Here is a 22771-nt window from a genome sequence, read left to right as displayed (position 1 = left end):
AATTCGGGGAGTATTTGCTGAGCCGATGGTAATTCGGTATTGGTTCCCCAGTTTTACCGTCGTTATAAAAGTTTCCATTTAATAAAGATGCCAATGGTTTGATTTTTTAGTTAAAAATAATCCGCTCCCAAGCGGTAATTATAATTTACGATCCGGACGGGATTCATTGTATTCTTCGAGGTATAAACCGTTTTGATAACTTTGAAACTTCACGATATTGAATCCGATCCATGACCGCTCCCAGCGTGCCAAAAAGATCCAGGTTTTTATTTCTGGGTGGTTGCCGGTTCCGGATGCACTGTATTTCCGGATATTTTCCTCGAATGTAGGAAGCATCGACGGTGCCATTGGTTCCCAGGGTTGCTGTCTTTTTTACCCGGATGTCGATGATGCCTGCATTGCCTGCCTTCGTGTTTAGCTCCGGGATTGTTAATGATATCAATGCGATCAATTTGTTTGGCAGGCAAGTTTGCAATAATTGCTGAGATCCCTCCGGCTCATGGGCACTCGTTTGCCATCCAGATATACTAACACCCCGAACGACCCAGGAGACTGATGTTGTCCAGTATTGCCGACAGTCACGCTGGGGCTTTTGCAAAAGGCTTAAAGCATCCGAACCAATGCTGTTGATGGTTCCTTCCACATTAATACTAGACGATCTGGTTTACTTCCAGATGCTTCGTTTGGCACTGACTGTTGTTTCCTTGGATTAATGGGCGTGGTATTCATTTTCAGAACTCCTAAATCTTGTGTCTGATTGTTTTGAATGGAAATCCTCCCAATTGATAACTCCATTCCCACATAGGTCGATTTTAAATAGTACGAACCATTTTGAAGATCTTTAAATTCAAAAATGTCCTGTTTCATTGCTATTTGAAGCCTTTACCAGACTGCTCTGTTGCATTAAACATAGCCATATTTGCATAGATGAGCGGAGTACTTTTTGTCTGTCTTTTTAAAATACCGTGGAGGATTCCCTGTCTGTGCAACCAGTTGCAGGATTAACAAGCTTGCGATACAGGAAACAAGTAATTGAATGAAGGGTTCATCAGTATAAAATTTGAGTAATAAACAGGCTTAAAGTTAAGCATTTTATTTATATATCCGAAGTTCTTCGTACTTTAACAAATAATTAATTTTGAGGGGGAGAAGGGCAATTGGATATTGCACAAAAGGTCAAAGTATCAGAAATAAAGCGCTGTGTTCAAATTAGATGTTTATTATAGCTCCCTATTTCTATTGAATTTGTCATAGTTACCAGTTGCCGAAGGCGTCTCCTGCCGAGGCTTAATTGAGTATCAAAACACGCTTGGCAAGAAAAGTAATTTAAGTTATTTGGAAGTTCATGTTTGGAGCTATTTAGAAGAATGAACTTTTCAATAGAATTAATTTTCACAAAAGTCTATTTCAAAAAATGGATTCAGATTCTTATTGACAGCAATTTCATGCTTAATGATTAGCTACGAGCAATTTTACATTTATATAAATATTTAAATTTTAAATCAAGTTTTTCTCAATTGTGAATCCAGATTTCCTAATTTATTAAGTATTTTACTATACGATAAGGTTTCTAATTGTTGAATATGAGTGGCCTCCGCAACCATGTAAATGCATAATAATCAGATTTCCATCTTTTTTAAAGATTGTTTAATTCCAATAATAAGTTTATCAATATCAAAATTTATTTGAATTGGAAAAATTGATAAATATTAAATCATACAAACCATTAAATACAGGAACCGTATATGGAGCTATTTCTATTATTAAATTTTGTGAACCATTTTTAAAGCTATTAAAATGAGAAATAAAATTATCATTATAAACATGACCAAAGTAACGGCCTGACAAAGCTTGATAAACAGTGATACTATCGTAGATGCTGCATAGAATAGGGCCAGACACATCATTCCAGGACCGTAATCAAAAATGCAATCATTTTCTTGAATATCTAAAAATCCAATTCCTTTCAATATCCATGTTGTTTTTAATCTTAAAAGGATATTCTCTTTCATAAAATCCGTAATTGATAGAAGACCTTAAGTAATGATTTTCATTATTAATTTGGTCCACATTTATATTGTTCTTACTAAAAATACTATTAGAATCAAAATAGCTGGAATAACGATGCGGATATCGTTCATTCATTTCCATAAAGTATAAATCGGGCCATATAATTAAAAATAGGACCGTAGTTTCTGATTTTAGCGATTCTTTTGGCTTCAGCTGACAACACACCAAAAGCCAAGGCCTTGTTTGTGTCTGCTATGAGTTCATCCCTAAATTTAGAAAGGCCACTAACCATTTTAAATCTATGCATTGAATCAAGTTGGCTGGAAAGACTCCAGGGTACCAGAAGAATATAAACTAAAGCCAATTTGAACTGGATTCATACGCTTTGCTTTTAATCAAATAATAAATTTAATTGCTAAGATTTTAAATTAGTGACGAGTAATTTATTTGCAATTCAGAATTAATTTGTTTCCGCTTTAACACATTTATATATCACTTTTGAATCCAATTGTAATTCCGATATAATTTTAACCCTGCCTTACTTGTTAATTTGTTGAGTTTCTCTCTTGGAAAAAATTTTGGCTGTTCAACTTCATTGTGTATCCATCTTTTGTATTGTGTAAAAACAGATAACCATCTTTACGAAGTATATTATTTGTGTTTTTTAGAACTTTTAATGGAGTGTCGGAATAGCCAATTGGCCAGTTAAAAAATACTTTTTTGTATTGAATGATATTGTTTTTCTGAAAATTAAAGTCTGGATCAATTATTTCTATGCTCGAACCGTCTTTAAAGCTATTGAAGTGTTTGATTAAATAATTCTCGTTGATTTCATTTTTATTTAACTGTGGTGCAAATAGATAGATTGTTAGATTCGGATAAATGGAACATAATAAAGGTGCAAAGCACATGATTCCAGTCCCAAAATCATAGATTGTATCTCCTTCTTGTATAGTATAAAATTCAAGTTCTTTTAAAAGAGTAAGCTTTTTATTTATATTGAATGGATAGGCATTTTCGACTAAACCATAATAGTTGGCACTGACTAAGTAACGATTTTCACTTTTTACTTTTTGAATATCAATATTCATTTGGGTGAGAATGTTGTTTTTTCCATAAAGATTTGCGAGATTGCGCCGATTGTATTCCTGGAAATTGTACCGAATTTCATCATTAAAATAATAAGTATGCAGATTATTGATGCTATCCCAATTTAACTTTGCATTCTCATGTACAACTACGCCATAGGCAATTACACTTTGAGTGTCTTTGAGTAATTCCGAACGAAATTCAGACAAACTTTTTATAATGGATGCTTGTGTAGCTGAGTCCATTTGCCCTTCGAGCTTTGAAACATAGATCATCAAAGCAAAACAAAAGCATGCCGCTTTTCATAAAAGAAGGTTAGTGTCCCTACAAATATAGAAAATCAATCCTAATTGCAAAATCTGCTTTTCAATAGCAATCCAATAGCAGAACTTATCTGATTTCTTATAAGGTGATACCTATCAAAAGCCAAAAGGTAATTATAAGATCAAAACATTTTGCATTCCAGCATTCCAGCATTCCAGCATTCCAGCATTCCAGCATTCCAGCATTCCAGCATTTCAGCATTTCAACATTTCAGCATTGTAGAATTGCACCATTGCAGAATTGCGGCATTTCCCTTAATTCACATCCTTCCTTTCCATCAACTTCTTAATCATTCCCTCCACATTGATTTTATTAGCAGGATCCGGTGCCAATTCCAGGGCTTGCCTTGCATAGGTCAATGCTTTGTCGTAGGCTCCATTGGCTGACAGTCCACGAGTCATGCCCACTAGGGTTGTAAAGGTGTTGGGATGTTTTTCATAATTCATTTTAAAAACATCCAATGCTTGTTTATATAATTTCAGGCCGATTAATTGACGAGCATATTGGTGGACTTCAAAAATACCGGCGGTGGGTAGAATTTTTTGCATGGTGGCAAACGCTTCATCGCTTCTGTTTAATTTTTGAAGAATTTGTGATTTGGTAGTCCAGGCCTGAAAACTATTTTGTCCGCCGAATGTAGTACTGGTTGCGGTATCAGCCCATACCAATGCCTGATCCAGGTTGGTATTATTTTGAACGCACCATTGCGCTGCCTGATTCCAGGACTGCCAAATAAATCCACGCTCGCTGCGCAGTTCTTTTCTAAAAGAATTCAATTGATCCCGAATGTAATCTGCTTCTACTGTAAATGCAATTTCCAATTTTTCCCATTGCAAAGCAACCACAGCAGATGTGTTGGTTTGATTCTTAAAAATATACTGCAACCATTCAACACTTTGGTCCAGTTTGACCGGTTTTACTTTAACGCGAAGGGCATCTTCGCTTGGGTCATAGTAAAAAGCACCCCACGAACTGTTATTTTTTGAAAAATGAGCGTGCAGAAACTAGTATCATAAATAATAAAAAACCGTATTTACCAGCTGATAAATCCTGGCCATTTATTTTTACATCATTCGAAAAGCTGATGGTGGTATTTTCATTTGCACCTGCCCGCCAAGGAGCTAATTTGGTATTCCCAAACCCTAAATCTCCCAGGCCATAATGTACCAATTCACCCCAAATCTTTCCTTCACGCCCTTTAACACCCGGTCGACTGTAATCAATGCGGACTTCAGTAAGACCAATCCATTCCGAAATGCTGGCCTTTTTATTACCACCATCCGGCACGGTAGTTAAAGGGATCTGAGCATTTAGTTGCCCGACAAACAAGAACAAGAAACACCATGATAAAAGCTTCATATTTAAATAGTTTCCACAAACCTACGAATAAATTCGTAGATACACACAAAATTCAAATTCTATTCGTGCTCCATTCGTGCATTCGTGGCAATCCCTCTTTCTTCATTCGTGCTCCATTCGTGCATTCGTGGCAAACCTCCTTTCTTCATTCGTCCTCAATTCGTGCATTCGTGGCAATCCTCCTTTCTTCATTCGTCTTCCATTCGTGCATTCGTGGCAAACCTCCTTTCTTCATTCGTCCTCAATTCGTCCTCCATTCGTGCTCCATTCGTGCATTCGTGGCAAACCTCCTTTCTTTATTTCGTCCAACATTCGTGGCAACAAATATTAATTTGGACTTTCTAAAACCAATCCTTATCTGGAAAAAGTCATTGTTGCAAGTCCACCGAATACATCAAAGACTATTTTATTACATGCATTGGATTTAACATCAACCGTATTTCCAATAGATGCAGAATTATCAATTGCAACCGCACGAAAAGTTACACTCGTACTATCAGCAACATATTTTTTTACTGGAAGTGCTTTGCCATTTAATTCACCATCAATAAGCAAATCCTCTGGAACAGTTGAAAATGTACCATCCGCATTGAAAGTACCAGAACCCGATTCACTAAATCCTAAACCTTTAATCTGGATGTTCCATGTTCCAATAATATTTGTGGGAACTGCTGTTGGTGTACAATTATCATCATCATCTGAACAAGCAGACAGCATAGCAATAGATAAGACAAAGAATGCCCAATGGAAGAATTGATTTTTCATGTTGATTTGTATAATTTAAATAAAATTTTTTAATAAAGCTTAAGTGATGTTAATCATGCACAACGAACAACTTACCGGGTGAGAATTAATTTAGTATCTGCATGATCCAGACTTTTTAATTCGATATAATCACATTTATAACTGCTAAAAAGATAGTCAATGTTAATTTGTTTTTTCTGATCGCTTGAAATTCCACTAAATCGTATTCCTACTGAATCAATGCTAAATTTCTGGCTGCTTAAAAAAGCACCAAAAATTTATTCGGAATAATTAAATCAGCCGGATTACTGGTAAAGGTCCTAAAAGCTGAAAAACTCAAGGTGCCTTTTGTGGATTGACTGTTTATGAGTTCAGCATTCCATTCACCATAAATGCTCAATGCCGGAATTTCTGAAAAGCAATCTTTTACAGGTTCCTTATGGCATGCTACAAGAACAAATAAACAACTGAGAACAGCGAATTTTCCCATTTATTTCCCTAATTCAATCAATAAAAGTACAAATTTTATTAATCAGCAATGCTATAATTTAATCCAACAGCCACCAAAATTAGTAGTCAGAAATTAGTAGTCAGGGGTCAGTCAGTCAAAATTAGTAGTCAGAAATTAGTAGTCAGGGGTCAGTCAGTCAAAATTAGTAGTCAGAAATTAGTAGTCAGGGGTCAGTCAGTCTAAAATGCTCAACATACCAAAAACCCTCCTCCCTAACAGTCCAATAATCTAGCAGTCTAATAGTCTAAGCCCTCCAGCCCTCCAGCCCTCCAGTCCATCAGTCCATCAGTCCATCAGCCTAACAGTCTAACAGCCTAACAGCCTTCCCTCCCTCCAGCCCCCTTTTCCCACATTTATTTCCCTAATTCAAACATTTATCCTATATTTGCGGCGCTAAAACTGATCTTAGTGATCACATTTGGTAACTTTTAATACAATTAAAATGGGTTCTTTCTTAACTAAAGAGGCTAAAGCAGGCATCTTTAAACAGTTTGGTGGTTCTGATAAAAACACCGGAAAAACAGAGTCTCAAATAGCGCTTTTCACTGCTAGAATCAAAGGACTTTCCGACCATCTTCAAACCAATAAAAAAGATCACTCTTGCAGAAGAGCCTTACTTCATTTGGTAGGAAAACGGAAACAGTTACTTAACTACTTACACAGTAAGGATTTAGCTCGTTACAAAGCCATTCTTGACCAATTAGGTCTGAGAAAGTAAAACGAATCAGGATTTTCTGCTTCAACGGATCAGCCAGTTTATTTAGAGTACCAGGGGACTAAAGAGTAGCCCCACATTGATTAACATATTAAGATTTTATTTTATGGGTTTAAAAACGCCTTTCTCTACCTCATTTCAACTTCCCGATGGGCGTGAGGTCATCCTAGAAACCGGAAAATTAGGCACCCAGGCGCATGGCTCGGCCGTCGTCAAATTGGGCAAAACGATGTTGTTTGCTTCAGTAGTTTCAAACAAGGAAGCTAAAGAAGGGCAGGATTTCTTCCCGCTGTCTGTTGACTATCAGGAAAAATTTGCAGCCGCTGGTAAAATTCCTGGTAATTTCTTTAGAAGAGAATCCAAACTATCAGATTATGAAGTGTTGATTTCCCGATTGGTAGATCGCGCAATCCGCCCATTGTTTGCTGATACCTATCTTACAGAAACCCAGATTATTATAAACCTGATTTCAGGAGATGCTGAAACCATGCCCGATGCATTGGCCGGCTTGGCAGCTTCAACCGCATTATCTTGCTCAGATATTCCTTGGGAAGGTCCAATTTCAGAAGTTCGGGTTGCTAAAATTGATGGCAATTATGTTGTAAACCCAAATCGTACAGACCTGGCTCGCGCTACCTTAGACATCATCGTAGCAGCTACATTAAAAAACCTCATGATGGTTGAAGGGGAAGCCAATGAGTGTCAGGAACATGAATTGATCGAAGCCATTAAAGTTGCGCATGAAGCCATTAAAGTTCAGTGTCGTGCTCAGTTGACCCTTGCTGATATGTTAGGCGAATCCGTTGCTAAAAAACGGGAAATTCCAGTAGTGGAAGAAGATCAGGAATTAACGGATTTCTTGCAAACCAATGCGGCAACTCAAATCAAAACAATTGCGGAATCGGCTTTGGAAAAACATGCGCGCAAAGATGGTTTTGATGCCATCCTGAAGTCTTGTGTAGAAATGTTGACTGCCACCAAAGGTGAAGAATATACCACCGAAAACAAGCGAAAAATCGCTGCGTATTTCGATAAATTAAAGAAACATACCATTCGTCATATGGTACTCGATTCAGGCAAACGTTTGGATGGAAGAGCCAAAGACGAAGTCCGTCCAATTTGGACAGAAATTGAATATTTGCCGGCTGCTCACGGTTCTGCAATTTTCAATCGGGGAGAAACCCAGTCTTTGACATCTGTAACACTGGGAACCAAAGACGATGAAATGCTGATTGACAATGCATTCAATCTTTACAACGAAAAATTTATCCTGCATTATAATTTTCCTGCTTTTTCAGTTGGAGAAGCAAGACCCTCCCGCGGTCCCGGCCGTAGAGAAGTTGGCCATGCAAATTTAGCGGCGCGCTCTTTGCGTAAAATTATGCCGGATACATTCGCATATACTACCCGGATTGTTTCGGATATCCTCGAATCAAATGGTTCGTCTTCCATGGCCACTGTGTGTGCTGCATCTCTGGCTTTAATGGATGCCGGGGTTCCTGTAAAAAAACCAATTTCAGGAATTGCAATGGGTTTGATTTCAGAAGGAGGTAAAACTTCTATTCTGACCGACATCCTGGGTGACGAAGATGCGTTGGGCGATATGGACTTTAAAGTAACCGGAACGGCTCAGGGAATTTGCGGAACGCAAATGGATATGAAAATCGACGGACTTTCTTATGAATTACTGGAAGAAGCATTGAACCAGGCAAAACAAGGCCGTCTTCATATTTTAGATAAAATGGCTGAGACGATTTCAGTTCCAAATCCGGATTTGAAACCCCATGCTCCAAGGATTATTGAAATCATCATTGAGAAAAGCTTTATAGGTGCAGTGATTGGACCCGGTGGTAAAATTATCCAGGAAATGCAAGCCAAAACCGGTACTAAAATTAATATCGAGGAAGTAGGCGATAAAGGAATTATAAACGTAGCTGGTACCAATAAGGAAGGAATGGATCAAGCCATTGCCATGATTGAAAAAATTACCTTTTCACCTCAGATCGGAGATGTATACGATGCAACTGTTGCATCGATCTTTCCATTCGGAGTATTTGTTGACTTTAGAAACAAATCCGGTTTGTTGCACGTCAGTGAAATGTCTCACAGCCGCATCGACAATGTAGAAGATGTATTTAAAGTAGGAGATCACGTCAAAGTAAAACTGATTGGAGTCGATCCAAAGACAGGTAAACTACGTTTATCCAGAAAAGCAATCATGCCAAAAGACGGAAGCTCCTCTTTCTAAGCTTCGCATTTTTCGGGTTCAATACTTTGAACCCATTGCATTGTATGAGTTCAATACTTTGAACCCATTATATTAGTCAGCGTTCAACTTCTTGAACCTATTTGATTTGTCAGGCTTCAGCCCCTTGAACCCAAATTATTCCGTAAGTTTGTTTGATTTTTTTTCAAACAGATGCGGCAATTAAAAATTTCACAAAAAATCACCAACAGGGAGAGCATTGCGCTCGAACGCTATCTGGCAGATATTGCTAGAATAGAAACCATTGCCCCGGAGGAAGAAGTGGAGTTAGCCAAACGAATTAAATCAGGCGATCAGGATGCTTTAGATAAATTGGTACAAGCCAACTTGAGATTTGTTGTAAGTGTTGCCAAACAATATCAAAACAACGGACTCACCTTAAACGATCTGATCAATGAAGGCAATGTCGGTTTATTGAAAGCGGCTAAGCGTTTTGATGAAACACGTGGTTTTAAATTTATAACGTTTGCAGTTTGGTGGATTCGTCAATCCATTTTAACAGCCATCATTGAGAATTCAAGAATGATTCGTTTGCCTTACAATAAATTTCACAGTCAAAAACAAATCAATACCGCGTATCAATCTTTTTTACAACAATTTGAAAGAGAACCAAGCCCTGAAGAAATATCAGAGTTGTTTGGTATGAAACCGGAAGACGTATATAACATTCTACAATCCAACAATAAAACCATTTCTTTGGATTCTCCGGTTGATGGCCAGGAGGGCAGCTTTGAATTCATTGACACCATTGGCGATGATTCCATTGCAGCACCTGATATGGGCTTGATGAAGGATTCCATGAAGGAAGAACTAAAATTTGCATTGATTCAGTTGTCACCCAGAGAACGTGAAGTGATCACCTTGTTGTATGGCTTAGAAGGCACCATGCCCAAAGGATTGGATGAAGTTGCCGAATCCTTTGGTATTTCAGTAGAGCGCATGCGCCAGGTACGCGATCACGCATTTAAAAGACTGAAACGTTTGTTTAAGCGCTACAACATGAAACCGCTAAATAACTAAGCGTTTTAAAACAAATAGCATGCAATTGCGTTTTCTTTTCAGGTTTCAATAAACGGTTTTATCTTAGTGCCATGACAGTTAGAAATCAATTTCGCTTGATTGTTTATCGGTTCCATGAAAAGGGACTTGAAGTCCTGATGATGAATTCAAAAGACGAAGTCACCAACAACATCTTATTTGACGGGAAAGTGTTTTTAGATCAGTTTGAACACCAGATTCAAAAATATCAGGCTATTGAATTGGAAGGAACTGAGGAAAACGGCATAAAGGCATTGGCAATTGAAGCCGATTGGCACGACCTTCCAAAAGTCAGACATTTACTTGTACAGGATTTGCACATGGTCAAAGACGTGCTTTATACCAAATTACCTGAAATGCAAGGTTCTTATGTAGCGGTAAAAGAAGCCTTTAAAAAATTACTGCCTCACGAATACAGTTTCTTAAAGGAATTAAAAGACATTTTGTTGGATCGCAACACGATTCGGAATATCTGAACGATGCCGCTTCCAAATTTATAATAGTTTATGTTGCCCGAACACATCGCCCTTTCAGGTACAGATTTTCATTTTAAAAATCAACAACAGGTTTACCATGGAAAAGTGCGGGATGTCTATGATATTGGTGATAAATTAATCATAATAACATCCGACCGGATTTCAGCATTCGACCATATTTTGCCAAGGCCAATTCCGTGGAAAGGACAAGTTTTAAATCAAATTGCAGCTCATTTTCTTGAAGCTGTTAAAGATATTTGTCCGGTTTGGCTCGAAGAATGTCCGGATCCCAATGTTTCCGTTGGGAAAAAATGCCAGGGAATTCCCATCGAAATGGTTGTCCGTGGATACTTAACCGGCCATGCCTGGCGTACCTACAAATCTGGTGAACGGGTTTTATGTGGAGTTCAAATGGAGGAAGGAATGCGTGAAAATCAACAGTTCACAAGCCCCATCCTGACACCCACAACCAAAGCCAGTGAAGGACACGATGAAGATATTTCTTCAGATTCACTCATCAAAAGAGGCATTGTAAACAAAGAACTGTGGGAGGACATGGCAAGGCTTGCTTTTCGTTTATTTGAACGTGGTACTTCAATTGCTGCAGAGCAAGGGCTTATACTGGTCGATACAAAATATGAATTCGGACTTTTTGAAGGAAAATTAATCTTGATGGATGAAATTCATACACCAGATAGTTCGAGGTATTTTGAACGAGCAAACTATCTGGAACATTTCAACAACAATACCTCGCCTACACAACTCTCCAAAGAATTTGTCCGGGAATGGTTGATGGCACATGGATTCCAGGGGAAGGAAGGTCAATTGATGCCGGAAATGCCCGATTTATTTGTTTGGACCATTTCAGATCGCTACATCGATTTATACGAACGGATCACAGGAAAACCCTTTGTAAAATCAGACTCCGGGATCCCTGTAAGACAGCGGATTACATCCAATCTTTCAAAATATTTATAGTTTCCGGAACTTTCAAACACCTGATATCGTTTTCTCATTACAATTTAAATGTAAATTGATTTTCTTGCACAGCTATACAAGCACACATCATAATGGGGTTGTATTGGAATCGACAGGAAATGTAATGGTTTAGTAAGCATGTCGTAGGATGATAGCACGCTACGTAAAAAACGGGTATCGACTTTTAAATGGCAATACTTCTTTTGCTGTTGCAGCCTAATTCTAGTAGTTAGTATGCATCTGTGTCCCGGGATGGATGTCTGATAAATTCCGCATGACACATCATAAAACATCAGGCTGGATGCTTAATAGTCCCGCTTAATCATCGAGAAAGAGGGAATAAGGTTTGGTAAGCTCGTTTTCTAAGCTCCACCAAATCTGACAAGTAAATAGAAAACTAAACATGTAGAAAGTTAAATGATTCTTTCTCTGGACGCGGGTTCGAATCCCGCCAGCTCCACCAGGTTCAATTAAAAATTAATAATTAAGAATTACGAATTATGGGAGCTTAGCGTGCATCCCGTGAACTCGCGAGACGAATTATGGGAGCGTAGCCTTCATTTAGCCTGCTTTGGGACGAATTGTAGAATTTTGAAATCGTATTAGCCTTATTAAGTATCGACAAAAGAAATTACAAATTAATGCATGTTTTATTTTTAGATGGCTATTTGGATTTCAACTTTTTTAATATTTAGTTTAACTGTTCAGGATCTCGACGACAATCCCAAATAAATAATATAAGGATATGCTCACTCATTATTTCATAAAATATAATATACTGTAGAATCACAAAGCCTCTTACATTCTCGAATTCTGTTGCAATTGATAATAATGGAAATCTTTGAATTAATTTAGTGGAGTCACGAAATGTTTTCAATAACTTCTTACTGTAAGTTGACTACTTATTTTGCTGATCAAAAAACTTTTTTATGTCCTTTAAGTCATTTTTTGCGATTTCAGACCATACTATTGGTTTAGTCATCTAATAAATCATTAAATGCTTGTTCTGTTGTATAGTGACGACCGGTTTTATATTCATTTCTAGCCTCGTGAATCAACATTTTTTGTTCTGCATTTAAAGAAATTACTTGCTTTGTTTCTAGTATGTCTTGCAAAAGAGTATACACTTCCGGAAGTATTTCTTCATTATCAATACCTTGTATCCCTTTGATAATTTTTTCTTTGATAGTAGACATATATTATAATTTTATGCTAATTTACAAAATTAAGCAAAATCAATACGTATTGGCTTGCTTGGAATAAGATAAATATTGAATGCGGGATGAGAAGTTTATCACGCTGAAAGCGTGAAATCCCGCCAGCTCCACCAGGTTCAATTAAAAATTAATAATTAAGAATTATGGGAACGTAGTGTACATCCCGCGTACTCGCGGGACGAATTATAATTTTTTATATTTTAATAAGTGTTCGTTCTATTATTAGAATTTTTCTCATTGTAAATGCATTTTCATTTGATGCTTTGTTGATGCAATAAACAAAAGCCCTCATCATTAGAATGACAAGGGCTTTTTAATTTTTATATTTATACAATTAATGACATCGGCCAATGCATGTGGTATAATTGCGAATGGCTTTTTCAATGCACCAGGTGTAGTTTTGTGGAGCTACGTGTTGGCAAACCGTTAGATCTCGGCTTAATTGTTTTCCACAATTGGATCGACACGATGCAGGTTGTGGAATTTGAAATGTTGCAAATGTTATAGATGCTAAATTAAATGAATCATTCTGCAAGGCCACCGTATCCAATGCCTGGATATAGGCCAATTCACTCAATCCAGCAATTTGTGCATCTTTTATACTAAGTGCTTTTTCAATTGCATCTAGACGGGGACCCCAGTTCTGAGGCTCTTCTTTTTTACATGAACATAAGAGGAGTAGGAGGGAAGAAAAAATTGTAATTAGAATCTTCATAATTTTTTTTGTTTAGGAATAAGGAAATAATATTTTAAATACCATGCAAAGTTGCGAGCTGATACAATTCCGGTCAATCCGCTGAAAGGGCCATATTTTCAGTGGTTCTAAAGGTGTAATAGCTATGGCAAATGGATACATGCCAGATGTTTTAGTATCAATGTATTGGCTTAAGAAGCTATATATTATTTTATCGGCTTTTAAGTCGATATTTTGTTATATCGGATAATTATCCGATATTTGGGTATGGGGAATTCCAAAATGTTTGCCGTGCTTACCGGGGATGTAGTTAATTCGCGACAAGGAGACGCTGCTACCTGGATGCCGCTGTTAAAGCGTACACTCAATGTATTTGGCACAGAGCCGTCAGATTGGGAAATATACCGTGGCGATAGTTTCCAAATGCTGCTTCCGGCCAGGGAAGCACTTCATGCCGCTCTTATTATCAAGGCAGGGTTAAAACAAATTCCCAAATTGGACGTCCGAATTGCCATCGGAATAGGAACTGTAAACTACCGTGCAGCTAAAATTACAGAATCCTCCGGCGATGCGTTTACTAGATCCGGCAGTTGTTTTGATGCTTTGAAAAAACAATCCTTGAGCATTGCGACTGGAGATGAATCGTTTAACGAGCGTTTTAATCTGATGTTGGCCCTGGGACTCCTGACTATGAATTCCTGGAGTGTGATTGTTGCACAGGCCATTCAAGCTGCGCTGGAAAATCCTGATAAAAATCAAATGGAACTAGCTCAATTACTCAAGAAGTCTCAAAGTTCAATCAGTGAAGCATTGACTCGCGGTGGCTATGAAGAGGTCTTGCGAATGGAACAATATTTCCAACAACAAATCCAAAAGCTATGATCGAGTTGTTTCTGAAAATTCTTTTAGCGCATTTACTGGGTGATTTTGTGTTCCAGCCTGAAAAATGGGTATTGGATAAAATGGCTAAAAAGCATCGTTCCGTTTATTTATACTGGCATCTGTTGGTGCATCTTTTGTTGCTTTTGACAATCCTGCAATTTGATGCGGATTATTGGCTTGGCATTGCAATTATTGTTCTTTCTCATGGTCTCATCGATTTATTAAAATTGCATTTGCAATCCAAAATCGATAATCGCCTCAACTTTTTCTGGACCAAATAGCGCATGTATCCTTACTTGTTTGTGTTGCCTCCATGTATGTACCTATGGAATTTTCATCAGCATGGATATTTAATTCGCAAACCACCTTGTTTCTGGTTGCTGTTGTTTGTGTAAGCTATGTGTCTTCGATTATAATGAAAGTATTGATCAGTGCCTGGAAAATGGATGAGGAAAACGAATCAGACAGTTTAAAAAATGCAGGAAAATATATTGGAATTTTAGAAAGACTCCTGATTTTTGGTTTTATCATTTTAAATCAATGGGCATCCATCGGATTGTTGATTGCAGCAAAATCAGTGCTGCGGTTTAATGATTTATCAAGATCAAAAGACAGAAAGTTGACGGAATATATATTGATAGGAACGCTCCAAAGTTATAGTTTGGCTATTATTATTAGTTTGCTTTACACTTATTTTATAAAATTAGTTAATTAAACTTTATAATAATTCCACTAAATCTTAAAATGAGTAAAGCTGCTTAATGGCTAATATAATTTGATTTAGTCCATTTTAAATATTCGGGCCGCGAACCAGTTTAAAACTGATTTCAAAACGTACACTTTCTCTTCCGGAATTTCCATTATACCGGTAATCTAAATAATTAGTAAAAAAGAAATTTCCTTCTATTGAGCCACTTGGTTGACTGTAGTTGGTAATTGCAATTTGAATGTCTTTAGGGATAGCTGTTATAAATTCATCTCCATTCGTATAAATTAACTGCAGGTCACCTGATTTTGCAACATTGGGATCATTTGCAAAAACACTCAAGAACGTGCCGGTTACGGTGTCGCCTTTCCAGGCCCAATTGATAAAACTGTTGGATTCTAAATTCATGCCCATACCTTCTTGAATGGGTTGGATTAGCACCTTGTTAATTAGCTTCGAAGCAATAAATTGATGATCATCGGTATGGTTTTCACTAATCAAGTCGAAATTTCTTCCTGAAAAATTTCCTGATAATATACTGATGCGAATTTCACTGGGTCCGGTAAATTGATCTGGATTGGCAGGATCAATGGTGCATGTACTCAGACTTAAAGAGATCATGCAAAAAATAATAAATCTAAAAATGAAAGGATTAACTGATCTCATGGGAACGAATTTTATAAGTAGCATTCATTGAATTAAATACTTGATAAACATCTTGTATCCAGGCTTCAGTAACCAGTTTGATAGCATCTTCAAGATTGGATAATTTATCGGTTTCTAAAAACTTATAGGTTTGTTCAAAAGGGCCAATTTCAAATTTGATGATTATTTTATTCCCCGATTTAAATACGGTAATCAATAATTCAGGATGTGGAATCTGTCCCAGAATTCTCATGCTTAAAGGTTTGTTCTATAATTTGCGAATATTTTTTATACAATGACCGGTATTCAGGAAATTCTGAAACCAATAAACGGATGTGTTTTTCTATGGTATTTACATCCCCTCGTTTTGCAGGACCGGTTTGAGCATTGATTGGATCCAGGCGGAATGCTTTGTCTACCGTTTCAAGCATTAAGCTATGCAGTACTTCAAAAGGAATTTGAGCTTTATCGAGGATTTTTTTAGCTGCCAGTAGATTGTAGTTTGTAAAATTATTGGCAAATACGGATGCCAAATGCAAATGAGTCCGCATTTGATCATTCATTTCTAATAAATCATTGCTTAGGGTCTGAGCAAGCGGACGGAGGAGGCTTATTGCTTCCGGACTTCCTTCAATAAAAATTGGGATGTGCGTCCAATCCAATTCTTTAAACTTACTGAATGTTTGAAGAGGATAAAATAAACTCCTGTTAATAAAATAGGCATCAATCAGATCCGGACTGTTGACACCTGAACTATGAGCAACGATGGCTTGTTTTTCCAGTTTTGTTGCCAATGTTTTACTAAGTGCTTCAATCGCATCATCTTTTATGCATATTAAATAAATCTGCGCATTGCTGTTTATCCGATCAATCTGATTAATGGCTTGAGTTTGTAAAAGATCTGCTAATAGTTTAGCGCGTTCAAGATCTCTGGAATAAACTTGGGCGATTTTGTGACCGCTAAGTTTGAGTTTTTTACCCAGAGCGGTTGCTAAATTGCCTGAACCTATCAATACAATTTCAAAGGGCATCGCGCTTGTTTTTGCGTTTCGTATAGGATGCTAAAAGCATACCCGAAAGCATCAGGATGCTTCCAAACCATACCAGATTAATCCATGGGAATTCAATAACCTGAATTACAATAAAATCATTGCGTGCAGCATTTTCAGCAATCATTAAAGGCAATTTCATTGTATTCAGATTTGGATGAATTGAATATTCAAATCCCATTTCTTCTGTCTGTGGATTTATTTTTGAAAAGCGAAGTGTAATTCCGGGATGAATGGCACTTACCGGCATCGATACAATTTGATTTCCTTTTATCAGGTAGATTGGTTTCAATAATACCTGTTTCATTCCATCATGAAATTCAATTTCAGCAGCAACTGCGATCTCGTCCTCTTTGGGTACATATATTTCAGGATCTATGTCTCTGCTGATGGTATTGAGCTTAAGATATTTTCCATCCCCGATAGTTGCTTGTTGACCCTTTTTTAAACTGAGCTTCTCAAATTTAATGTCCTCCCATCTTGGATTTACTAAATCGTAAACTGTATCCGGAATTTGAATCCGAACCCGATACGCATCCAATTGAAAAGGAAATTTATAGACCAGATTTTGTCTGAACAGAATTCCGGGACTGGCAATTTTTGATTCCTTGTCCTCCAGGTTTTTAATTTTTAATTGAAATTGAAGCTTCTGGTCTCCGGATTTAAATTCAAAATCCTTGGCGGAAAAATCATTTAAGATGCTATCTAATATAATAAAATGATTCTTTGTATAGATGGTATCCTTTAATTTACAAAAATACAATTCGTATTTTAAACTGTCTTCTGCCTGTTTTGCCGCTTCTACATCCGTTTGTGTCTGTGGAATTTGTGCGATCAATGAAAATACATCGCGATTTAAATAATGTTTAGTGGATGGATTGGCAGCAGCTACTTTTGTCAATTTATTGTCATATTGAACCTCTGGATGTAATTTGAACTGTTCAATTTTATTGTTTAACGAATCTTCTTTCCAGAAATCAAGTTCATAGATTCTGCTCTTATTAATAAAGGTATCGGACGAATAATTTACCCAATACCCATTCATAAACATTTTTTCGTTTTTAATTAAAGTAAGATGTTTTGAAATATCATCTTCAGACCAATTTTCTAAAAGGTCTCGCTGGGCAAATTCATTTGTTGAAATAATACGCTTATTAATACCTGTAAATAAAATACCAAGTAATAAAATTCCAAATCCACCATGTGAACAAACCAATGCGGATTGCATTGGATTAAATCGGATGCTATGAATTAAATACAAAGCTGAACTGCAGATAGCAAACCAGGCAGCACCTAATAAAATTAAGTGACTCCAGTGTAATTTATCAAACGAATACAAACTGATCCAACTCAGTATGCAAGCAATTACAAGACACAAGGAAATACGAATCAAAAATGATTTACCTAATTTTAAACTTCGATCCCCTAAATAACGCAAATAGATGGATACTGAAGAAAGCACAGCAACTAAAACTCCAATCCAAAGTTGGTATTGGTTGTGATGTTTAATGGGTTCAAGGGGAGGGCTTCTGTGCCAGGATTCCATTGAAATATTTAATAATTTTCCAAATTGATCTAAAATTTTATTATAAACTGGAATAGATGTAGTAAAACTTATAAGCAATGCGCTAAAGAGTAAAACCAGACTACCAATAAACATCCAAAATTCACGTGAATGAAATTGTTCTTCGTTTTCTTTTTGAGGAATAAGTTTATAACGGGAAATAAAGTAAGCCAATGGAATTATACTGACGATAACACAAAAAATTACTAATTGCCATTCCAAGCCCATTTGGGTGAAAGCATGTGCAGAGCTGTCTCCTAATATTCCGCTTCGTGTTAAAAATGAAGAATACACAACAAGTATAAAAGACAAGAAATACAAGCTCATCGTAGCGCCTACAGAAAACCCGGTAGATTTTGCGACTAAATTGGTGTGAATACCTGCAACTAAAACAATCCATGGCACCAATGACATATTTTCAACAGGATCCCAGGCCCAGTAACCACCGAAGCTCAAAGCTTCATAGGCCCAGGCACCACCCATTAAAATTCCTGTCCCCAAAATAAAGCCAGAAAAAAGTGCCCAGGGCAATACAGGTTTTAACCAATTGCTAAAATCTTTTTGCATAATCCCACTGAGTGCATATGCAAATGGGATAATAGTTGAAGCAAACCCAAGAAACAAAGTAGGAGGATGAATGATCATCCAATAATTTTGAAGCAACGGATTTAAGCCATTGCCTTTTATGAGTTGGGTATATTCGGCATTGTTGAAAAGTGGGATATCCATGATATGCCTGAGCAGTGCAAAGGGACTGCTGCCGATTCGGCTTTCGCCAATGTAAATGCCTAACAGCATGCTGGTTAAAATCACATTGACAGCCAGGATGATTGATAAGATGCTGTGATCAAAACGGGATTTAAAATTAAAAAAGAACAAACCCAAAATGCAATTCCAAAACATCCACAATAAAAAACTCCCTTCCTGTCCTTCCCAAAAAGCTGATAAAATATAACGATTCGGAAGTTCATCGGAAACGTGGGCCCACACATAATTGTATGCGTAATAATGTTGTCCCATCATAAAAAAGATGAGCCCGATAATCGAAAAAATACAAATGATGTGTATTAAAAAAAGCCAACGCAATACCTTCTTCCAACTTTCAGAAAATTGATTTCGATTAAGAATAAATGCAGTGACTGCAAAGAGGGCAGAGAAAAAGGCAAGGCAAACTAAAAAATGGCCTGTATAATGAATCCATAAATGTTCACCAACATATTGGATGGACTTCATAGGGCTGTAGTGGACTTAATATAAATTTCTTCGTCTTTATATTTTGAAGGACATTTAAGCAGCATGGATTTTGCGATAAAAACATCGTCTTTCATGCTACCGGTTAACACAACTTGTTCAGATAATTCAAAATCCTGTGGTTTGGGTGCATTGAGGATTACTTTTTTAGTCACGCCATCTTTATCTGTAAGGTAAAAGCTAAAATAATTTGCATCCTTCTCAGGCTGGTAATAAATCTCCTGGTCTTTTGCCAGGGTGCCTACCAGTTTGACCTGATCTCCACTTTTTGCTGCTTTATTAAAGCTTGCGTAAGTGGAAAAATCTTTGGAAACGGAGATCAATAACACGATAGCTACTGCAATCAGGCTCAATGTGAATAGAAATGATTTTTTCATTGAATGCAAATTTAAGCGGAATACGATATTATCAAGGCTTCTTAACGTTGCTTTAATGATATTCTTCTACATAACAACCAGATTATTGCATCTTAGTTCGCAATCGGCTTGTACTTTTGCGGTTTATAACGCCATGCCAAAACACATCATCCAAGCCATTAATCTTACTATTTCCTACCCGCAAAAGGATTTAATTACTGGATTAAACTGGACAGTCGACGAACAAGAATGGATAGAGTTTTCGGGCCCAAATGGAGCTGGTAAAACTTCGCTATTGAATGCATTTTATGGAATGCCAATGAAATTAAGCGGGCAGCTCAACGTGCTCGATTTTTCCTTGAATCCTTTAAGCAAAGAAGATCTTGCGTCTTTAAGGCGAAAAATTGGTTATGCACGTCAAAACCTTCAATTGATCCCGGAGAAAACGGTTCGAGCCAATTTGGTAATGGCTTTGCATGCAGCCGACCGGGTCCAGGATTTTGATTTTGATGGTCAGGTGCAATGGATCCTTGAAGCACTTGGAATGTCAGAAAAAATTAAAACTCCTTTGGTAATGCTTTCCCAAGGAGAGCAACATGTGGTTGCCATCGCAAGGGCTTTAATTCATAAACCTAAATTGTTATTATTGGATCAAAGTCTTGATTATCTGGATGATACAAGCAGAAAAACAGTCATACAGCTCATCCAAAACGCTCGCGAATCAGACCGGTTGACCATTCTATCCAGTGCCCTAAAAACCTGGTCTGATGAAATTACAAATTGTAAGTCTATTAAAATTGAAAGCGGAAATCTGATTTTGTTGAATTAAGCAAGCCTAACAAGCTATTAAGCTAACAAGCTAAAAAGCTATCAAGCTATCAAGCTATCAAGCTATCAAGCTAACAAGCTATCAAGCTAAAAAGCTATCAAGCTAACAAGCTATCAAGCTATCAAGCTATCAAGCTAAAAAGCTATCAAGCTAACAAGCTATTTTAATAATTCCTCGCTTGGTCAAGAATTCAGCTTAACAGCTTAATAGCTTAACAGCTTTACAGCCCAACAGCCCCAAAATCAGTAGTCAGCAATTAGGGGTCAGGGGTCAGTCAGTCTAAAATGCTCAACAAACCTAATAACCCTCCTCTCTAACAGTCCAACAGCCCTTCAGCCCTTCAGCCCTTCAGCCCTTCAGTCCTTCAGTCCAACAGCCCCAAAATCAGTAGTCAGCAATTAAGGGTCAGGGGTCAGTCAGTCTAAAATGCTCAACTAACCTAATAACCCTCCTCTCTAATAGCCCAACAGCCCAACAGCCCTTCAGCCCCAAAATCAGTAGTCAGCAATTAGGGGTCAGGGGTCAGTCAGTCTAAAATGCTCAACAAACCTAATAACCTTCCTCTCTAACAGTCCAACAGTCTAACAGCCCTTCAGCCCTTTGCCTTCCAGGCTTTCACCAAAAATGGTCTCTTTTCCTAATGAACATTATCTTTGCGGCATGTTTGAAAGTTTAAATGAACGATTGGAATCGGCCCTTAAAACCATCAAAGGGGAGGCCAGGTTAACGGAGTTAAATATCGCGGAATCCATTAAAGAAATTCGAAGGGCATTGGTGGAAGCCGATGTGAATTACCGGATTGCTAAAGATTTTACTGATAAAATTAAGGATCAGGCATTAGGTACAAAAAATGTACTAAATGCGGTCAAGCCAGGTGAATTGATGGTTAAAATTGTGATGGATGAACTGGTAGAACTAATGGGGGGGCAGGCTGCGGGTTTAAATTTAAATGGGAATCCGGCAGTTGTTTTGATAGCGGGTCTTCAAGGATCTGGTAAAACTACATTTTCTGGAAAATTAGCCTTGTTTTTAAAATCAAAGAAAAACAAGAAAATCCTTTTGACAGCCTGCGATGTGTATCGCCCGGCGGCTATCGATCAATTGACTGTATTGGCAGAACAGGTTGGGGTAGAAATCTTTAAGGATCTTGAACAGAAAGATCCTGTTCGAATTGCTAAAAATGCGATTGAATATGCACGCAATCAAAAGATTGATATTGTAATAGTGGATACTGCAGGTCGAACCTCCGTCGATGAAGAAATGATGGATGAAATCGAACGCATTAAGCAGAATATTCAGCCATCAGAGACTTTATTTGTAGTGGACTCCATGACGGGTCAGGATGCTGTAAATACTGCTCAGGCATTTCATAATCGCATCCAGTACGATGGAGTTGTTCTGACCAAAATGGATGGCGATACGCGTGGGGGAGCGGCATTATCAATTAAATATACCATAGGCAAACCCATCAAGTTTGTCTCTATGGGGGAAAAAATGGAAACCCTCGATGTGTTTTATCCCGAAAGGATGGCTCAACGGATTTTGGGAATGGGGGACATTGTTAGTTTGGTTGAAAAAGCCCAGGAACAGTTTGATGAAACCGAAGCAAAGAAAATTGAAAAGAAAATCAAACAAAATAAATTTGATTTTAACGACTTCGTAATTCAACTGCAACAGATTAAAAAAATGGGAGATTTAAAAAGTCTCCTTGGCATGATTCCCGGTGCCGGTAAAATGTTAAAGGATGTCAATATTGATGACAAAGCGTTTGGAAAAGTAGAGGCAATTATTCAGTCAATGACCCCACAAGAGCGAGCCAATCCGGAATTGTTAAACATGTCGCGAAAAAATCGGATTGCGGCAGGTAGCGGTAAAACCATTCACGAAGTAAATGCCTTCATCAAGCAATTTGAGGAAATGCGAAAAATGATGTTTATGTTTTCAAAAGGTCAGGGAATGGGGAATATGATGAACCAGATGCGGAATATGAGGCGATAAGGTTTTTTGGATACTATCTAAACGCTCAAGGCCGGGTTCTCTTTTTATAAATTTCATTTAGCACTTTAAT

Annotated in this window: 22 protein-coding genes, 1 other RNA gene and 2 pseudogenes; 10 read left to right on the top strand and 15 right to left on the bottom strand. The window is 37.5% G+C overall.

Annotated features, from left to right (window positions below):
- Nucleotides 1–163 precede the first annotated feature (163 nt).
- The 8 genes and pseudogenes from IPJ80_14285 to IPJ80_14250 form a co-directional block, all read right to left on the bottom strand.
- Nucleotides 164–643, bottom strand: coding sequence for a hypothetical protein (locus tag IPJ80_14285; GenBank protein ID MBK7914653.1), 480 nt, complete (start codon nucleotides 641–643; stop codon nucleotides 164–166).
- The gene (locus tag IPJ80_14280; GenBank protein ID MBK7914652.1) at nucleotides 604–867 is read right to left on the bottom strand and encodes a hypothetical protein; all 264 of its coding nucleotides are present in this window, start codon (nucleotides 865–867) and stop codon (nucleotides 604–606) included. The genes IPJ80_14285 and IPJ80_14280 overlap by 40 nt, the downstream gene beginning before the upstream one ends.
- Nucleotides 868–1763: 896 nt before the next feature.
- A complete protein-coding gene (locus IPJ80_14275) occupies nucleotides 1764–2012 on the bottom strand; it encodes a hypothetical protein (protein ID MBK7914651.1) in 249 nt (82 codons plus the stop codon).
- A gap of 125 nt (nucleotides 2013–2137) precedes the next feature.
- Nucleotides 2138–2317 (bottom strand): hypothetical protein, encoded by a 180-nt coding sequence (locus tag IPJ80_14270; GenBank protein MBK7914650.1) that lies wholly within the window; start codon nucleotides 2315–2317, stop codon nucleotides 2138–2140.
- Nucleotides 2318–2555: 238 nt separating this feature from the next.
- Nucleotides 2556–3374, bottom strand: coding sequence for a hypothetical protein (locus IPJ80_14265; GenBank protein MBK7914649.1), 819 nt, complete (start codon nucleotides 3372–3374; stop codon nucleotides 2556–2558).
- A 303-nt stretch (nucleotides 3375–3677) separates the two neighbouring features.
- Nucleotides 3678–4782: pseudogene (locus IPJ80_14260) on the bottom strand (DUF2911 domain-containing protein).
- Between the two features lie 354 nt (nucleotides 4783–5136).
- Nucleotides 5137–5547: a hypothetical protein gene (locus tag IPJ80_14255; protein MBK7914648.1), complete on the bottom strand. Its 411-nt coding sequence runs from the start codon at nucleotides 5545–5547 to the stop codon at nucleotides 5137–5139.
- A gap of 238 nt (nucleotides 5548–5785) precedes the next feature.
- Complete coding sequence (locus IPJ80_14250; protein ID MBK7914647.1) at nucleotides 5786–6016, bottom strand: hypothetical protein; 231 nt, start codon at nucleotides 6014–6016, stop codon at nucleotides 5786–5788.
- 463 nt (nucleotides 6017–6479) lie between these two features.
- Here IPJ80_14250 and rpsO point away from each other — a divergent pair, with 463 nt between their 5' ends.
- From rpsO to ssrA, 6 genes are all read left to right on the top strand, one after another.
- Complete coding sequence (gene rpsO / locus IPJ80_14245) at nucleotides 6480–6755, top strand: 30S ribosomal protein S15 (protein MBK7914646.1); 276 nt, start codon at nucleotides 6480–6482, stop codon at nucleotides 6753–6755.
- 103 nt (nucleotides 6756–6858) lie between these two features.
- The gene (gene pnp / locus IPJ80_14240) at nucleotides 6859–9000 is read left to right on the top strand and encodes a polyribonucleotide nucleotidyltransferase (GenBank protein MBK7914645.1); all 2142 of its coding nucleotides are present in this window, start codon (nucleotides 6859–6861) and stop codon (nucleotides 8998–9000) included.
- A gap of 171 nt (nucleotides 9001–9171) precedes the next feature.
- Entirely contained in the window at nucleotides 9172–10038 is an 867-nt protein-coding gene (locus IPJ80_14235; GenBank protein ID MBK7914644.1) for an RNA polymerase sigma factor RpoD/SigA, read from the top strand.
- Nucleotides 10039–10109: 71 nt separating this feature from the next.
- Complete coding sequence (locus IPJ80_14230) at nucleotides 10110–10532, top strand: hypothetical protein (protein MBK7914643.1); 423 nt, start codon at nucleotides 10110–10112, stop codon at nucleotides 10530–10532.
- A gap of 30 nt (nucleotides 10533–10562) precedes the next feature.
- Nucleotides 10563–11510 carry a phosphoribosylaminoimidazolesuccinocarboxamide synthase gene (locus IPJ80_14225; GenBank protein ID MBK7914642.1) on the top strand — a complete coding sequence of 316 codons (948 nt, stop codon included), beginning with the start codon at nucleotides 10563–10565 and terminating at the stop codon, nucleotides 11508–11510.
- A 94-nt stretch (nucleotides 11511–11604) separates the two neighbouring features.
- Nucleotides 11605–11973: a transfer-messenger RNA gene (gene ssrA, locus IPJ80_14220) on the top strand.
- Nucleotides 11974–12484: 511 nt separating this feature from the next.
- Here ssrA and IPJ80_14215 read toward each other — a convergent pair.
- Nucleotides 12485–12706: a hypothetical protein gene (locus tag IPJ80_14215; GenBank protein ID MBK7914641.1), complete on the bottom strand. Its 222-nt coding sequence runs from the start codon at nucleotides 12704–12706 to the stop codon at nucleotides 12485–12487.
- 355 nt (nucleotides 12707–13061) lie between these two features.
- Nucleotides 13062–13442, bottom strand: coding sequence for a hypothetical protein (locus IPJ80_14210; GenBank protein MBK7914640.1), 381 nt, complete (start codon nucleotides 13440–13442; stop codon nucleotides 13062–13064).
- Between the two features lie 261 nt (nucleotides 13443–13703).
- Here IPJ80_14210 and IPJ80_14205 point away from each other — a divergent pair, with 261 nt between their 5' ends.
- Both IPJ80_14205 and IPJ80_14200 read left to right on the top strand, forming a co-directional pair.
- Complete coding sequence (locus IPJ80_14205; GenBank protein ID MBK7914639.1) at nucleotides 13704–14303, top strand: transcriptional regulator; 600 nt, start codon at nucleotides 13704–13706, stop codon at nucleotides 14301–14303.
- Nucleotides 14300–15018, top strand: a pseudogene (locus tag IPJ80_14200) (DUF3307 domain-containing protein). Before IPJ80_14205 ends, IPJ80_14200 begins: the two are co-directional and overlap by 4 nt.
- Nucleotides 15019–15093: 75 nt before the next feature.
- Here the strand turns inward: IPJ80_14200 and IPJ80_14195 are convergent.
- Genes IPJ80_14195 through IPJ80_14175 form a run of 5 tightly spaced genes read right to left on the bottom strand, consistent with a single transcriptional unit; the run spans nucleotide 15094 to nucleotide 19895 of the window.
- Complete coding sequence (locus IPJ80_14195) at nucleotides 15094–15675, bottom strand: hypothetical protein (protein MBK7914638.1); 582 nt, start codon at nucleotides 15673–15675, stop codon at nucleotides 15094–15096.
- Nucleotides 15662–15907, bottom strand: a complete 246-nt coding sequence (locus IPJ80_14190; protein MBK7914637.1) for a hypothetical protein — start codon at nucleotides 15905–15907, stop codon at nucleotides 15662–15664. The genes IPJ80_14195 and IPJ80_14190 overlap by 14 nt, the downstream gene beginning before the upstream one ends.
- Nucleotides 15876–16685: a DUF2520 domain-containing protein gene (locus IPJ80_14185; protein MBK7914636.1), complete on the bottom strand. Its 810-nt coding sequence runs from the start codon at nucleotides 16683–16685 to the stop codon at nucleotides 15876–15878. Before IPJ80_14185 ends, IPJ80_14190 begins: the two co-directional genes overlap by 32 nt.
- The gene (gene ccsA / locus IPJ80_14180) at nucleotides 16675–19500 is read right to left on the bottom strand and encodes a cytochrome c biogenesis protein CcsA (protein MBK7914635.1); all 2826 of its coding nucleotides are present in this window, start codon (nucleotides 19498–19500) and stop codon (nucleotides 16675–16677) included. The genes IPJ80_14185 and ccsA overlap by 11 nt, the downstream gene beginning before the upstream one ends.
- Entirely contained in the window at nucleotides 19497–19895 is a 399-nt protein-coding gene (locus tag IPJ80_14175) for a cytochrome c maturation protein CcmE (protein MBK7914634.1), read from the bottom strand. The genes ccsA and IPJ80_14175 overlap by 4 nt, the downstream gene beginning before the upstream one ends.
- A gap of 55 nt (nucleotides 19896–19950) precedes the next feature.
- On the opposite strand from IPJ80_14175, the gene IPJ80_14170 reads away from it, so the two are divergent.
- Together IPJ80_14170 and ffh are read left to right on the top strand one after the other, a co-directional pair.
- On the top strand, nucleotides 19951–20703 hold the full coding sequence (locus tag IPJ80_14170) for an ATP-binding cassette domain-containing protein (protein MBK7914633.1): 753 nt from the start codon (nucleotides 19951–19953) through the stop codon (nucleotides 20701–20703).
- A 660-nt stretch (nucleotides 20704–21363) separates the two neighbouring features.
- Nucleotides 21364–22701, top strand: coding sequence for a signal recognition particle protein (ffh, locus tag IPJ80_14165; protein ID MBK7914632.1), 1338 nt, complete (start codon nucleotides 21364–21366; stop codon nucleotides 22699–22701).
- The last annotated feature ends 70 nt before the right edge of the window (nucleotides 22702–22771 follow it).

This window comes from Saprospiraceae bacterium (assembly GCA_016714025.1).
Taxonomy (GTDB): domain Bacteria; phylum Bacteroidota; class Bacteroidia; order Chitinophagales; family Saprospiraceae; genus Vicinibacter.
Note: the sequence above shows the minus strand (reverse complement) of the source record. Positions and strands in the feature narration are given on the sequence as shown.